This window comes from Pseudomonas sp. SORGH_AS_0199, assembly GCF_031453735.1.
GTDB lineage: Bacteria > Pseudomonadota > Gammaproteobacteria > Pseudomonadales > Pseudomonadaceae > Chryseomonas > Chryseomonas aestiva.
The window spans coordinates 2,625,137-2,639,065 of record NZ_JAVJAE010000001.1 but is presented as its reverse complement, the minus strand read 5'-3'; the positions used below and the strand labels follow the sequence as shown (position 1 = coordinate 2,639,065).

Here is a 13,929-nt window from a genome sequence, read left to right as displayed (position 1 = left end):
CTTGCATCCCACTGTCATGAAACCGTGAGATTGTGTTTGGAGCGGGAAACGAGACTCGAACTCGCGACCCCGACCTTGGCAAGGTCGTGCTCTACCAACTGAGCTATTCCCGCAATATGGCGTCCCCTAGGGGACTCGAACCCCTGTTACCGCCGTGAAAGGGCGGTGTCCTAGGCCACTAGACGAAGGGGACGATACCTCTTTCCGCAAGGCCTTTCACCTTGCATCCGCCTGCCCGAGGGCAACCGGATTGTATTTGGAGCGGGAAACGAGACTCGAACTCGCGACCCCGACCTTGGCAAGGTCGTGCTCTACCAACTGAGCTATTCCCGCAATTTTTGGCGTCCCCTAGGGGACTCGAACCCCTGTTACCGCCGTGAAAGGGCGGTGTCCTAGGCCACTAGACGAAGGGGACCAGGTAGAATCCCTGAGGACCCTGACCTACCACTCGGCTGACGCTTGCCGCCGTTGGGAGTGCGCGCATTCTAGGGAGCCTTACCCTGGGCGTCAATAGCTGATTAAATACTTTTCAAATCAACGACTTCGCTCGCACGACAAACGGCGGGCAAGCACCATGGAGAAGGTCATGTCCTCAACGATGATTGCAGCGGTAGTGGGACTTGGCATCCTCGTGTTGATCATGATCGCCTTCGTCAACCAGAAGCTCGAAGCGGGACGCCTGGAAAAGCAGCGCCTGGTCGCCGATCTCACCGACCGCATCAAGCGCTGCGCCCAGCTGGGCGGCAGCCTGCCCGGCCAGCTGATGACCCCGGCGCTCAAGCAGCTGTTTCACCGCATCGAGCTGGGGCTGATCGCCCGCCTCGCCGCCCTGCAGACGCCTTCCGCCAGCCTCACCGCACGCAAGACCGAACTGGAAGAAGCCCTGGCCAAGGGCGACGACATCGAAGTCGCTAACGCTGCCCGGCCGGTGCATACCGAGGCGCGGGTCAAGGAAGTCCGCGGTTATCTGGAAATGCTCCATGCACTCGTCGCCCATGCCAACCAGATCGGCATTCTCGACGGCCAGGAAGCGCAGCGCTGGGTCGGCGAGATGCGCTATCTGCTCACGGCGACCTATGTGGAATTCTTCCGCTATCAGGCCGAACAGCAGATCAAGAGCGAGCACTACATCCAGGCGCGGCAGTCGTACGAGCGGGCGATCATGCAGATTCGCAAGCAGCAGCAACCCGAGCGCTATACCGAGTTGCTGGCCCATCTGGAAGAGCAGATCACCCAGGTGAAACGCCAGCAGAGCGAAATGGTCGAGCAGGCCAGCAGCAGCTCCAACGAGCTGTCGGACAGCGTGGACACGCTCAAGGACGACAGTTGGCGCAAGAAGAACGACTACGAGTGAGGGCTTCCCTGCCCTCCTCCGGCGATCAGCAGTCGGTCGCGACCAGAAAGGCCGCTACCAGCGCTTCGATACCGGCCTGATCCGCTGCGCTGAAGCGCCCCGGATGCGGACTGTCCAGATCCAGTACGCCGATCAGGCGACCGCCCTGGACCAGCGGCACCACCAGCTCGCTGCGCGAAGCGGCGTCACAGGCGATATGTCCGGGAAAGGCATGGACATCCTCGACGCGCTGGGTACGCCGCTCGCGGGCGGCGGCCCCGCACACGCCCTTGCTGAAGGGAATGCGCATGCAGGCCACCTTGCCCTGGAAAGGCCCGAGTAGCAGCTGGTCCTCACCCTCGACGAAATAGAAGCCGGCCCAGTTCAGGTCCGGCACCTCCTGATAGATGAAGGCCGACAGCTGGGCGGCATTGGCCACCAGATTGCGCTCACCGGACAGCAGGGCTTCCACCTGGGCGGCCAGCATGGCGTAGCCTTCGAGTCCCGCCCCTACGCCCGTCAGTTCTACGGTCATGCTTTCTCCAACAGTTTGAGCCCGACCCATTGCCGGGCGAATTGATAGGCACAGCGGCCATTGCGGTTGCCGCGACCGGAAGCCCAGCGGATGGCCTCGCGATCGGCTTCTTCGGACCACTCCAGCTGCAGGCCGGACTTGCCGGCCAGGGTCGCGCACCAGTGGCGCACCACGGCGAGATAGTGATCCTGGGTGAAGGGATAGAAGGACAGCCACAGACCGAAGCGATCCGACAGCGCGATCTTGTCTTCGGCCGCCTCGCTCGGATGCAATTCGCCGTCGACGTGCTCCCAGTTGGCATTGTCGCTCTGTCGTTCGGCCACCAGATGACGCCGGTTGGAGGTGGCATAGAGCACCACGTTGTCCGGCGCCTGCTCCAAGGAGCCATCCAGCACGCTCTTGAGCACCCGGTAGTCGTCGCTGCCGGAATCGAAGGAAAGGTCGTCACAGAACACCACGAAGCGCTGCGGCTGACCGGCGAGCTGCTCCACGGCGCGGGGCAGATCGGCGAGATCGTCACGCTCGATTTCGATCAGCCGCAGACCCTCACCGGCATATTCCGCCAGCAACGCCCGGATCAGCGACGACTTGCCGGTGCCCCGCGCGCCCCACAGCAAACTGTGGTTGGCTGGCAGTCCAGCCACGAATTGCCGGGTGTTGCGGGCGAGCTGGTCGCGCTGGCGATCGATACCCAGCAGATCGGCCAGGCGCAGTTCCAGATTGACCTCGAGCGGCTGCAGATAGCCGCCATGGCCCTCCCGGCGCCAGCGCGCGGCATAGCAGCGCTGCCAGTCCAGCGGTTCGCGACGATGGGGCAACAGGGGTTCGAGACGCTCCAGCACCTGCCGCGCGTGGAGCAGAAAGTCTTCTAGGGAGGCATTCACAGGGATGATCCTTGACGACAAGAAGAGAAGCGGGCCAGCCGCCAGCCAGGCCGCGCATTATCGTATGACCTTTATCTTCCAGACAAAGGCCGGACGAACCAGGTGCTAGGACGCCAGCGCCTGGCGGACATGCTTTTCCAGCTGCGACGGCCGGGTGATGGGCGCGAAGCGCTGCACGCGCCCCTGCGCCGGCGTGACCAGGAACTTGGTGAAATTCCAGCGGATCGCGCCGCCCAGGAGGCCCGGAGCCGCCTGTTTGAGGGCGACGAACAGCGGATGGGCGCCGTCGCCGTTGACGTCGAGCTTGGCCATCACTGGAAAGCTGACGTTGAAGCGGGTCAGGCAGAAGGTCTGGATCTCGGCATTGCTGCCAGGCTCCTGGCCGCCGAACTGGTTGCAGGGAAAGACGATCACCCGCAGCCCTTGGGCCAGATAGCGCTGCTGCAATAGCTCAAGGCCATCGTACTGGCGGGTGAAGCCGCAACGACTGGCGGTATTGACCACCAGATAGGCCCGCGCTGGCCAGTCGGCCAGGCAGGCCCGCTGGCCGTCAGCCGTTTCGAACGGCAGGCTGAGGAGGTCCTTGATCACGCGGAGACCCTGGGTTGCAGCTGCAAGGCCACCGAATTGATGCAGTAGCGCAGGCCGGTCGGTGGCGGACCGTCGGGAAAGACGTGTCCCAGGTGTGCATCGCAACGGGCGCAGAGCACCTCGACGCGGTGCATGCCGTGACTGAAGTCCTCCTTTTCCCGTACCGCCTCGGCAGCGATGGGCGCGTAATAGCTGGGCCAGCCGCAGCCGGAATCGAACTTGGTGCTGGAGTCGAACAGTGCCAGCTCGCAGCAGGCGCAGTGATAGACGCCGGGCGTCTTGGTATTGCAGTAGGCGCCGGTGTAGGGTCTTTCGGTCGCGGCCAGGCGACAGACGCGAAACTGATCGTCGGTCAGGCGCTCACGCCAGTCTTCCGGGCTACGCTGTACTTTTTCCATGATGACCTCGCTGGATGCCGGCGCATCTTTTGTAACAGGCGATGCAGCCGTATGATTCCCGCTCAGTCTGGCATCCGCCCCCGGATGCTGCCAAGCGCCGGTCGGCGTCCGTTCCCGCCGAGTCTTTCTCGCCCTTTTCCAGGATTCATTTCCCCATGCAGGTCTCCAAGTCGAACAAGCTCGCCAATGTCTGCTACGACATCCGCGGCCCGGTCCTCAAGCATGCCAAGCGCCTCGAAGAGGAAGGCCACCGCATCCTGAAGCTCAACATCGGCAACCCGGCACCCTTCGGCTTCGAGGCGCCCGAGGAGATCCTGCAGGACGTCATCCGCAATCTGCCGACCGCCCAGGGCTACAGCGACTCCAAGGGTCTGTTCAGCGCGCGCAAGGCGGTGATGCAGTACTGCCAGCAGAAGCGCATTGAGGGTGTCGGCATCGAGGACATCTACCTCGGCAATGGCGTCTCCGAGCTGATCGTCATGGCCATGCAGGCGCTGCTCAACAACAACGACGAGGTGCTGATCCCGGCGCCGGACTACCCGCTATGGACCGCCGCGGTCAGCCTGGCCGGCGGCAAGCCGGTGCACTACCTGTGCGACGAGCAGGCGGGCTGGTTCCCCGACCTGGCGGACATGGAAGCCAAGATCACCAGCAACACCAAGGCGCTGGTGCTGATCAATCCGAACAACCCCACCGGCGCGGTCTACTCCAAGGAGGTGCTGGAAGGCATCGTCGAACTGGCACGGCGGCACAACCTGGTGCTGTTCTCCGACGAGATCTACGACAAGATCCTCTACGACGAAGCCCAGCACATCTCCACCGCCTCCCTGGCACCGGACGTCCTGTGCCTGACCTTCAACGGGCTGTCCAAGTCCTATCGCGTCGCCGGTTTCCGCTCGGGCTGGCTGATCGTCTCGGGCCCCAAGCATCGCGCCCACAGCTATATCGAAGGCCTCGACATCCTCGCCAACATGCGCCTGTGCGCCAACGTGCCGGCGCAGCATGCGATCCAGACCGCGCTGGGCGGCTACCAGAGCATCAACGACCTGGTGCTGCCGCACGGACGCCTGCTGGAACAGCGCAATCGCACCTGGGAGCTGCTCAACGACATTCCCGGGGTCAGCTGCGTGAAGCCGATGGGCGCGCTCTACGCCTTCCCGCGCATCGACCCCAAGGTCTGTCCCATCCACAACGACGAGAAATTCGTCCTCGACCTGCTGCTTTCGGAAAAGCTGCTGGTGGTCCAGGGCACGGCCTTCAACTGGCCCTGGCCCGACCACTTCCGCGTCGTCACCCTGCCCCGCGTCGATGACCTGGAGCAGGCCATCGGCCGCATCGGCAACTTCCTCGGTGGCTACTCCCAGTAGCGGTAAAGCATTTCCGGGTCTTTCATCGGTTGGCGCCACCCGCGGCGTCAACCAGCGCCGGCCCTTGCGTGACCGCCATCGCCTGAACGGCCAGACCATCGACGACACAGTTTGCAATAGAGGAAACGTTGAATGGATCGGGGCCGAACCTTATATAGCCGGCAGATAAACCTGTGAGGAGCTGTACCCCACCATGATGCGCATTCTGTTATTTCTGGCTACCAACCTGGCGGTGCTGATCGTTGCCAGCATCACCTTGAAGGTGCTTGGCGTGGATCGCTACACCGGTCAGAACTATGGCAGTCTGCTGGTGTTCTGTGCCGTGTTCGGTTTCGCCGGCTCGCTGGTCTCGCTGTTCATCTCCAAGTGGATGGCGAAGATGAGCACCCGCACCGAGGTCATCAGCCAGCCGCGGACCCGCCATGAGCAGTGGCTGCTGCAGACCGTCGAGGAGCTGGCCCGCGAAGCCGGCATCAAGACCCCCGAGGTCGGCATCTTCCCGGCCTACGAGGCCAACGCCTTCGCCACCGGCTGGAACCGCAACGACGCTCTCGTCGCGGTCAGCCAGGGCCTGCTGGAGCGCTTCTCGCCCGAAGAGGTGCGTGCGGTGCTGGCCCACGAGATCGGCCACGTCGCCAATGGCGATATGGTGACCCTGGCGCTGATCCAGGGCGTGGTGAACACCTTCGTGATGTTCTTCGCGCGGATCTTCGGCAACTTCGTCGACAAGGCCATCTTCAAGAACGAGGAAGGCCACGGCATCGCCTACTTCGTGACCACCATCGTCGCCGAACTGGTGCTGGGCATCCTGGCCAGCGTCATCGTCATGTGGTTCTCGCGAAAACGCGAATTCCGCGCCGACGAAGCCGGTGCGCGCTTGGCCGGCCCCAATGCCATGATCGGCGCCCTGCAGCGCCTGCGTGCCGAGCAGGGTATCCCGGTGCAGATGCCCGACACCCTCAACGCCTTCGGCATCAACGGCTCGCTGAAGAACGGCCTGGCCGGTCTGCTGATGAGCCACCCGCCGCTGGAAGACCGCATCGAGGCCCTGCGCCGCTACGGTCAGCGCTAAGCGCGAACGATGAAAAAACCCGGCTTCGGCCGGGTTTTTTCATGGGCGAGTCAAGGATCGAATGGCCTCGCCTAGCCCCTCGCCGGTCAGGGGAAACATGCGCTGGACCATGAGTTCGCGCAGCAGCTGGATCGAGGTGCTGCTGGCCCAGCCCTCCTGGGGATAGGGGTTGAGCCAGGCCGCCCGTGGGAAGTGCTGGCAGAGTCGCTGGATCCACAGGGCACCGGGCTCTTCGTTCCAGTGCTCGACGCTGCCACCTGGATGGGTGATCTCGTAGGGCCCCATGCTGGCGTCGCCGACGATCACCAGGCGGTAGTCCGCGCCATAGCGGCGCAGCAGGTCGGCGGTGTTCAGCCCCTCCTCATGGCGCCGGGCATTGTCACGCCAGACGCGTTCATAGACGCAATTGTGGAAGTAGTAGTACTCCAGGTGGCGAAACTCCAGGCGACAGGCGCTGAACAACTCGCTGCACAGGCGCACATGCAGATCCATGGAGCCGCCGACATCGAGTAGCAGCAGCACCTTGGTCGCATTGTGCCGTTCCGGTCGATAGCGCACGTCCAGCAGACCACCCTCGCGTGCCGTGGCCGCGACGGTGCCCTCCAGATCGAATTCCGCCGCCGCGCCCTGGCGGGCGAAGCGCCTGAGCCGGCGCAGGGCCAGTTGCAGGTTGCGGCGGTCCAGCGGCGCGCGATCGTCCAGGTTACGGTAGTCGCGCTGCTCCCAGACCTTGGCCGCTTGCCCCTGCCGGGTACCGGCCTCGCCGATGCGTACGCCGAAGGGATTGTAGCCACCGCTGCCGAAGGGACTGGTGCCTCCCGTGCCTATCCACTTGTTGCCGCCGGCATGCCGCTCGCGCTGGTCGCCGAGGCGCTGCTGCAGGGTGGCGAGCAATTCATCGAGGCCACCCAGCGCCAGTAGCCGCTGGCGATCCTCCTCGGACAGCCGCCGTTGCAGCTCCAGTCGCAGCCAGTCCGCAGGAATCGCCTGCGTATCCGCCGAGCGCTCCGACCTGGCCACCTCACCGGCATAGACCTGATCGAAACGGTCGAAGAAGCGCTCGTCCTTGACCAGCACCGCACGGGCCAGCAGATAGAAGGCGTCGGGATCGGCCACCACCAGGCCCGCATCCAGGGCAGCATGCAGATCCAGCAGTTCGCCCAGGGACACCGGGATGCCCGCCGCCCTGAGTCGGGTGAAGAAGTCGAGGAACATGCCTCTCCTCAGCTCCGCCGACGACGCATGAAGGCCTGGCGCTCGAGCAACTGCAGATCCTGCTCGTTCTTCAACAGGGCGCCCGCCAGCGGCGGCAGGCCACTCTCGCCATGCAGTGCCCGCTGCGCCGCCTCATCGCCCAGCAGCAGCGCCAGCCAGTCCACCAGCTCCGAGGTGGACGGTTTCTTCTTCAGCCCCGGCACGCTGCGCAGGTCGAGGAAGAGATCCAGGGCCTCCTGGACCAGACGCTGCTGGAGATCGGGATAGCGCACCTGGACGATGCGCTCGAGGGTTTCGCGCTCGGGAAAGCGGATGAAATGGAAGAAGCAGCGACGCAGGAAGGCGTCCGGCAACTCCTTTTCGTTGTTGGAGGTGATGATGATGATCGGGCGTCGCTGGGCGCGGATGGTCTCGCCGGTCTCGTAGACGTGGAACTCCATGCGATCGAGTTCCAGCAGCAGATCGTTGGGAAATTCGATGTCGGCCTTGTCGATCTCGTCGATCAGCAGCACCACCGGATCCTCGGCGGTAAAGGCGTCCCACAGCTTGCCCGGCTTGATGTAGTTCGCCACCTCCTGCACCCGGGGATCGCCGAGTTGGGAATCACGCAGGCGGCTCACGGCGTCGTATTCATAGAGGCCCTGCTGCGCCTTGGTGGTGGACTTCACATGCCAGGTGATCAGCCGCGCGCCCTGGCTCTGGGCCACCTGCTCGGCCAGCAGCGTCTTGCCGGTGCCCGGCTCGCCCTTCACCAGCAACGGACGCCCCAGCCGGATGGCCGCATTCACCGCCAGACTGAGTTCGGCCGTGGCCACATAACGCTCGGTACCCTGAAAGGCCATCACTGATCCTCGGCAGCTGTTTTGCCTGACGATAGCATGCCGCGCCCGGGCTGGACGTCATCGGACGCAAGGCCTAGGCTGCGAGTTTTCCGCGCCGTACAGGATCCGTCATGAGCCGCATCTTCGCTGACAATGCCCAGTCCATCGGCAATACGCCGCTGGTCTACATCAATCGTCTCGGTCCCAAGGGCGTCACCCTGCTCGCCAAGATCGAGGGACGCAATCCGGGCTATTCGGTCAAGTGCCGCATCGGTGCCAACCTGATCTGGGACGCGGAAGCCAAGGGGCTGCTCAAGCCCGGCATGAGCCTGGTGGAGCCGACGTCGGGCAATACGGGGATCGGCCTGGCCTATGTCGCGGCAGCCCGGGGTTACCGCCTGGTGCTGACCATGCCCGCCTCCATGAGCCTGGAGCGGCGCAAGGTGCTCAAGGCGCTGGGTGCGGAGCTGGTGCTGACCGAGCCGGCCAAGGGCATGAAGGGCGCCATCGAAAAGGCCCGGGAAATCGCCGAGAGCGAACCCGCTCGCTATTTCATGCCGCAGCAATTCGACAACCCGGCCAATCCGGCCATCCACGAGAAGACCACCGGCCCCGAGATCTGGAACGACACCGATGGCGCCATCGATGTACTGGTGGCTGGCGTGGGTACCGGCGGCACCCTGACCGGCATCTCGCGCTTCATCAAGAACACCAAGGGCAAGCCGATCCTGTCGGTGGCCGTCGAGCCGGAGACCTCGCCGGTCATCAGCCAGACCCTCGCCGGTGCCGAGGTGAAACCCAGCCCGCACAAGATCCAGGGCATCGGCGCCGGCTTCGTGCCCGGCAATCTGGACCTTGCCATGGTCGATCGCGTCGAGCAGGTGAGCGATGAGCAGGCCAAGCTGATGGCCCAGCGGCTGATGCGCGAGGAAGGCATTCTCTGTGGCATTTCCTGCGGCGCCGCCATGGCCGCGGCGATCCGACTGGCCGAGACGCCGGAGATGCAGGGCAAGACCATCGTGGTCATCCTGCCGGATTCCGGTGAGCGCTATCTGTCGACCATGTTGTTCGATGACCTGTTCGACGAGCAGGAGCTGGTCCAGTAGGACTTTGCCGGCCACAGCCCTCTTCCATTGCGGGGTTGACCGCCATTGAGCCCCTTACCGCCACTCAAGAAAAAGCCCGGTTTCCCGGGCTTTTTTCGTATCAGAGATGCTTGATCTCGGCCTTGGCGTCCAGGGCCCGACGGTAGGCGGCGAAATCGACCTGTCCGGCGCGCGAGGCGAGGTAGCGGCGGTACAACGCCTTGTCCTCGGCGCTCAGGGCTTCCTTGGGTACCCCTACGCCCTGCAGGCGGATCAGCACGAAATCTCCATTCTGCAGGCTGATGCCGGCATAGGACGGCTTGTCGGCTTCCGGCTTGGCCATGCGGAAGGCCGCCTGCAGCACCTGGGGATCGACGCCCTCCTGGTTGCGGGTGGCGGCTTCGACGGTACGCCAGTCACCCGCGGCGGCCTTGCCACCTGCCTGCAGGGTCTTGAGCTGTTCTTCGCCAGCCTGCTTGGCTGCGGCTGCGGCCTTTTCCTGGGTTAGGCGGGTTACGATCTCCTTCCTGACCGCATCCAGGGGTTGCAGCTGCGGCGTACGATGCTCCTTGTCGCGGATCACCACCAGGGTCTCCGGATCGAGCTGCAGCGCGGTGCTGTTGGCGCCGTTGCGCAGGACGTCCTCGCTGAAGGCCGCCTCGATCACCTGACGGTTGGCGGTCAGCCCCTCGCCTCCTTCACGACCGAAGGGAGCGCTGGTCTTGACCTGCAGACCCAGTTCCTGGGCCGGCTGGCTCAGGTCGGAGGATTCATAGGCGGAGCTTTCCAGCTTGCGGCCCGCTTCCACGAACAGGCGGTCGGCGTCTTCCGCCTTGAGCTGCTGCTCCAGACGCGGCCGGACACTGGCCAGGGTGGGTACTTCCGGCGCCTGCACACCCTGCAGCTTGATCAGGTGCCAGCCAAAGCTGGTGCGCACCGGGGCCGACACCTGCTGGGGTGCCAGGGCATACAAGGCCTCTTCGAAGGCCGGGTCATAGACGCCGCGACCGGCGAAGCCGAGGTCACCGCCGTTGGCCGCCGAACCTGGGTCCTGGGAGAACTCCTTGGCCAGCTTGGCGAAGTCCTCACCCTTCTTCAGGCGTTCCTGGATCTGCTGAATCTTGGCCTTGGCCTGGTCGTCGTTCTGCTTGTCGTTGACCTCGATGAGGATATGGGCGGCGTCACGCTGCTCCGACAGGTTGGCGATCTCGGACTTGTAGGCGGCCTGCAGGCGGCTTTCGTCGACCTTGGCCTTGGCCAGGAAGGCATCCTTCTTCAGCTCGACATATTCGATGACCACCTGTTCGGGCGTCATGAAGGCGTTCTTGTGGCCGTCATAGTAGGCCTGGACTTCGTCCTGGGTCGGCGTGATGCCGGCCGGCGAGGCCTTGACGGTGCGCATGGCGAAATCACGGGTCTGGCGTTCGAGTGCGGCGAAAGCCTCGATATCGGCGTCGGTGACGAAGTTGCTGCCGACGATGCCGGCGCGTAGCTGACCGATCAGCATCTCGTCACGCAGCAGATCGCGGAACTGCAGGCGGTTGTAGTTCATCTGGCGAACGGCCTGATCGAAGCGCTGGGGATCGAAACGCCCTTCGGTCTGGAATTCGGGGGTATTGAGGATCAGCTGATCCAGCGCCTGTTCGGAAAAGGCGAAGTGATCGGCCTTGGCGCTCTGCAGCAGCAGTTGCTTGTCGATCAGTGCCTTGAGCGCGGACTCGCGCAGCAGACGATCATCCAGGCTGGACGGATCGAAGCCCTGACCCAATTGCTGCTGCAGCTGGCGACGCTGCATCTCCACGGCCTGAGCCAGCTCCGTCTGCTTGATCTCGTCGCCGTTGACCAGAGCGACGGCGCCCTGGTGACCCGTGGCGCGGATGATCGCTTCGAAGCCGGTCAGTGCCATCAGCAGGATGATGAATCCGATGATGACTTTGGCAATCCATCCCTGCGAACGGTCCCTGATGTTTTGTAGCATGTTCCCCCCACGAGCTGTGGCCGGACCGGCCATGGCGAAATCGTCGAATAGCAAATAGCGAAAAGGCGCATCTCGAGATGCGCCTTTTCATCGATCAAGGACCTTGCATCCAGCAGGACGGCGGAGCACCAGCAACCTCGTCTGGCAGCCCGCCCATCAGGCCCAGGTGCGCCGTCAGTGGGTACTGACGCGCTCCTTGCCTTCCTGATCCCGCTTCTCGTCCTTGCTGACGAGCTCCGGACCATCGTCCGGAAGCGGCTCCGGCGTGTATTGCAGCGCAACCTCCAAGACCTCGTCAATCCATTTGACTGGCTTGATCTGCAAGTCGGCCTTGATGTTGTCCGGAATGTCCCGCAGATCCCGGACGTTTTCTTCCGGAATGATCACGGTACGGATGCCGCCGCGGTGGGCTGCGAGCAGCTTTTCCTTGAGGCCACCAATGGCCAGAACCTGACCACGCAGGGTGATCTCGCCGGTCATGGCCACGTCGGCCCGTACCGGAATGCGGGTAGCAGCCGAGACCAGCGCCGTGCACATGCCGATACCGGCACTCGGACCGTCCTTGGGCGTCGCGCCTTCGGGAACGTGGATATGGATGTCGTGCTTCTCGTGGAAGTCCTTGGGAATACCCAGGCTGCGGCCACGGCTGCGCACTACGGTCAGGGCCGCGGTAATGGACTCGGCCATCACATCGCCCAGCGAGCCGGTCTTGATCATCTGGCCCTTGCCGGGAACGACCGCGGACTCGATGGTCAGCAATTCGCCACCCACCTGGGTCCAGGCCAGCCCGGTCACCTGACCGATCTGATCCTGCTGCTCGGCGAGACCGTAGCGGAACTTGCGCACGCCCAGCCAGTGCTCCAGGGTGTCCACGGTGACGCTGGCGGTACGCTCCTTGCTCAGGGCGTGCTGCTTGACCACCTTGCGGCAGACCTTGGCGACCTGCCGTTCCAGGCTCCGAACGCCCGCTTCGCGGGTGTAGTAGCGGATGATGTCGCGTAGGGCGTCTTCATCGAACTCCACCTCGCCCTTCTTCAGGCCATTGGCCTTGACCTGCTTGGGAATCAGGTAGCGGATGGCGATGTTGACCTTTTCCGCCTCGGTATAGCCCGGCAGGCGAATCACTTCCATGCGGTCCAGCAGCGGCGCCGGAATGTTCATGGAGTTGGCGGTGCAGACGAACATCACGTCGGAGAGGTCATAGTCCACTTCGAGGTAATGGTCGTTGAAGGTGTGGTTCTGCTCCGGATCCAGAACCTCGAGCAATGCTGAGGCAGGATCGCCACGCATGTCGTTGCCCATCTTGTCGATTTCGTCGAGCAGGAACAGCGGATTGCGCACCCCGACCTTGGTCATCTTCTGGATGAGGCGACCCGGCATGGAGCCGATGTAGGTGCGACGGTGACCGCGGATCTCGGCTTCGTCACGCACGCCACCCAGGGCCATGCGCACGAACTTGCGACCGGTGGAGCGAGCGATGGACTCGGCCAGGGAAGTCTTGCCCACGCCAGGCGGGCCGACCAGGCACAGCACCGGGCCGCGTACCTTCTTCACGCGCTTCTGCACGGCGAGGTATTCGAGGATGCGTTCCTTCACCTCTTCAAGACCGTAGTGATCCTTGTCGAGGACTTCCTCGGCACGGCCCAGGTCCAGGCGGACCTTGCTCTCGGCCTGCCACGGCACGTTGACCAGCCAGTCGATGTAGGAGCGCACCACGGTGGCTTCAGCGGACATCGGCGACATCTGCTTGAGCTTGTTCAGCTCGGCATTGGCCTTGGTCAGGGCATCCTTGGGTAGACCAGCCGCTTCGATGCGACGCTTGAGGTCATCGACCTCGTTGTGTCCTTCGTCGATGTCACCCAGTTCTTTCTGGATGGCCTTCATCTGTTCGTTGAGATAGTACTCGCGCTGGCTGCGCTCCATCTGCTTCTTGACGCGGCCGCGGATGCGCTTCTCCACCTGCAGGAGGTCGATTTCGGCATCCAGCAGGGCCAGCACGTGCTCGACGCGCGCGCCCAGCTCGGTGATCTCGAGGATCTCCTGCTTCTGCTCGATCTTCAGCGCCATGTGGGCGGCCATGGTATCGACCAGGCGGCTGGGATCCTCGATGCTGTTGAGCGAGGACAGCACTTCGGCGGGGACCTTCTTGCCAAGCTGCACATACTGCTCGAACTGACTCATCAGGCTGCGCGAAAAAACCTCGGATTCACGATCCGGGGCTTCGCTGTCCTCGATCAACGTGACCAGCGCACGGGCATAGGCCTGGCTTTCGACGAAGGACTCGATACGGCCACGCTGCTCGCCTTCGACCAGGACCTTGACGGTGCCATCGGGCAGCTTGAGCAGCTGGAGAACGGTTGCCACCGTACCCATGTGATACATGTCATCCGCGGCGGGATCGTCATCGCCGGGATTCTTCTGCGCGACCAGCAGGATCTGCTTGTCGCCAGCCATGGCGGCTTCGAGGGCCTCGACGGACTTTTCCCTTCCGACGAACAATGGGATGACCATGTGGGGATAGACCACTACGTCACGTAGGGGCAGCAGGGGAAGTTCTATCGTCGTAGTCATGGGATACGGGTCTCGGCAAATAATCGGCCGCAGATGCGGTTAAGGCCTCGGTTTTTCCTAACATGAGGTTGGCCGCCGC

The 13,929-nt window shown here is 63.6% G+C and carries 12 protein-coding genes and 4 tRNA genes; 4 read left to right on the top strand and 12 right to left on the bottom strand.

Annotated elements, in window-relative coordinates:
• Positions 1-37: 37 nt before the first annotated feature.
• The 4 genes from QE444_RS12435 to QE444_RS12420 form a co-directional block, all read right to left on the bottom strand.
• Positions 38-113: transfer RNA gene (locus QE444_RS12435), tRNA-Gly, on the bottom strand.
• A gap of 4 nt (positions 114-117) precedes the next feature.
• A tRNA-Glu gene (locus QE444_RS12430) sits at positions 118-193 on the bottom strand.
• A 64-nt stretch (positions 194-257) separates the two neighbouring features.
• A tRNA-Gly gene (locus tag QE444_RS12425) sits at positions 258-333 on the bottom strand.
• A 6-nt stretch (positions 334-339) separates the two neighbouring features.
• Positions 340-415 (bottom strand) — tRNA-Glu (locus tag QE444_RS12420).
• A gap of 171 nt (positions 416-586) precedes the next feature.
• Between QE444_RS12420 and QE444_RS12415 the strand changes: the two genes are divergently transcribed.
• On the top strand, positions 587-1,354 hold the full coding sequence (locus QE444_RS12415) for a hypothetical protein (RefSeq protein WP_252977105.1): 768 nt from the start codon (positions 587-589) through the stop codon (positions 1,352-1,354).
• 25 nt (positions 1,355-1,379) lie between these two features.
• On the opposite strand, the gene QE444_RS12410 is transcribed toward QE444_RS12415, so the two are convergent.
• The 4 genes from QE444_RS12410 to msrB all read right to left on the bottom strand — a co-directional run bounded on the left by QE444_RS12410 (position 1,380) and on the right by msrB (position 3,741).
• A complete protein-coding gene (locus QE444_RS12410) occupies positions 1,380-1,868 on the bottom strand; it encodes a GAF domain-containing protein (protein WP_280307160.1) in 489 nt (162 codons plus the stop codon).
• A complete protein-coding gene (locus tag QE444_RS12405) occupies positions 1,865-2,752 on the bottom strand; it encodes an ATP-binding protein (RefSeq protein ID WP_280307159.1) in 888 nt (295 codons plus the stop codon). Before QE444_RS12405 ends, QE444_RS12410 begins: the two co-directional genes overlap by 4 nt.
• Positions 2,753-2,857: 105 nt before the next feature.
• A complete protein-coding gene (locus tag QE444_RS12400; RefSeq protein WP_208690860.1) occupies positions 2,858-3,343 on the bottom strand; it encodes a glutathione peroxidase in 486 nt (161 codons plus the stop codon).
• A complete protein-coding gene (gene msrB, locus QE444_RS12395) occupies positions 3,340-3,741 on the bottom strand; it encodes a peptide-methionine (R)-S-oxide reductase MsrB (RefSeq protein ID WP_309738808.1) in 402 nt (133 codons plus the stop codon). The genes QE444_RS12400 and msrB overlap by 4 nt, the downstream gene beginning before the upstream one ends.
• 155 nt (positions 3,742-3,896) lie before the next feature.
• Between msrB and QE444_RS12390 the strand changes: the two genes are divergently transcribed.
• Positions 3,897-5,108 carry a pyridoxal phosphate-dependent aminotransferase gene (locus QE444_RS12390; protein ID WP_133859296.1) on the top strand — a complete coding sequence of 404 codons (1,212 nt, stop codon included), beginning with the start codon at positions 3,897-3,899 and terminating at the stop codon, positions 5,106-5,108.
• A 193-nt stretch (positions 5,109-5,301) separates the two neighbouring features.
• The gene (gene htpX, locus QE444_RS12385) at positions 5,302-6,180 is read left to right on the top strand and encodes a protease HtpX (RefSeq protein WP_309738804.1); all 879 of its coding nucleotides are present in this window, start codon (positions 5,302-5,304) and stop codon (positions 6,178-6,180) included.
• 39 nt (positions 6,181-6,219) lie between these two features.
• Here the strand turns inward: htpX and QE444_RS12380 are convergent, their stop codons facing one another.
• Positions 6,220-7,395: a VWA domain-containing protein gene (locus QE444_RS12380; RefSeq protein WP_280307155.1), complete on the bottom strand. Its 1,176-nt coding sequence runs from the start codon at positions 7,393-7,395 to the stop codon at positions 6,220-6,222.
• A gap of 8 nt (positions 7,396-7,403) precedes the next feature.
• Positions 7,404-8,237, bottom strand: a complete 834-nt coding sequence (locus tag QE444_RS12375) for a MoxR family ATPase (RefSeq protein WP_309738801.1) — start codon at positions 8,235-8,237, stop codon at positions 7,404-7,406.
• Positions 8,238-8,347: 110 nt separating this feature from the next.
• Between QE444_RS12375 and cysK the strand changes: the two genes are divergently transcribed.
• Entirely contained in the window at positions 8,348-9,322 is a 975-nt protein-coding gene (cysK, locus tag QE444_RS12370; protein WP_309738799.1) for a cysteine synthase A, read from the top strand.
• 100 nt (positions 9,323-9,422) lie between these two features.
• On the opposite strand, the gene QE444_RS12365 is transcribed toward cysK, so the two are convergent.
• Both QE444_RS12365 and lon read right to left on the bottom strand, forming a co-directional pair.
• Positions 9,423-11,279 carry a SurA N-terminal domain-containing protein gene (locus QE444_RS12365; RefSeq protein ID WP_309738797.1) on the bottom strand — a complete coding sequence of 619 codons (1,857 nt, stop codon included), beginning with the start codon at positions 11,277-11,279 and terminating at the stop codon, positions 9,423-9,425.
• Between the two features lie 174 nt (positions 11,280-11,453).
• On the bottom strand, positions 11,454-13,850 hold the full coding sequence (lon, locus tag QE444_RS12360) for an endopeptidase La (RefSeq protein WP_133859301.1): 2,397 nt from the start codon (positions 13,848-13,850) through the stop codon (positions 11,454-11,456).
• Positions 13,851-13,929: the final 79 nt, after the last annotated feature.

Coding starts and splice junctions, on each gene's coding strand:
- QE444_RS12415 (WP_252977105.1), top strand. CDS start 587: ATGTCCTCAACGATGATTGCAGCGGTAGTGGGACTTGGCATCCTCGTG.
- QE444_RS12410 (WP_280307160.1), bottom strand. CDS start 1,868: ATGACCGTAGAACTGACGGGCGTAGGGGCGGGACTCGAAGGCTACGCC.
- msrB (WP_309738808.1), bottom strand. CDS start 3,741: ATGGAAAAAGTACAGCGTAGCCCGGAAGACTGGCGTGAGCGCCTGACC.
- QE444_RS12390 (WP_133859296.1), top strand. CDS start 3,897: ATGCAGGTCTCCAAGTCGAACAAGCTCGCCAATGTCTGCTACGACATC.
- htpX (WP_309738804.1), top strand. CDS start 5,302: ATGATGCGCATTCTGTTATTTCTGGCTACCAACCTGGCGGTGCTGATC.
- QE444_RS12380 (WP_280307155.1), bottom strand. CDS start 7,395: ATGTTCCTCGACTTCTTCACCCGACTCAGGGCGGCGGGCATCCCGGTG.
- QE444_RS12375 (WP_309738801.1), bottom strand. CDS start 8,237: ATGGCCTTTCAGGGTACCGAGCGTTATGTGGCCACGGCCGAACTCAGT.
- cysK (WP_309738799.1), top strand. CDS start 8,348: ATGAGCCGCATCTTCGCTGACAATGCCCAGTCCATCGGCAATACGCCG.
- QE444_RS12365 (WP_309738797.1), bottom strand. CDS start 11,279: ATGCTACAAAACATCAGGGACCGTTCGCAGGGATGGATTGCCAAAGTC.
- lon (WP_133859301.1), bottom strand. CDS start 13,850: ATGACTACGACGATAGAACTTCCCCTGCTGCCCCTACGTGACGTAGTG.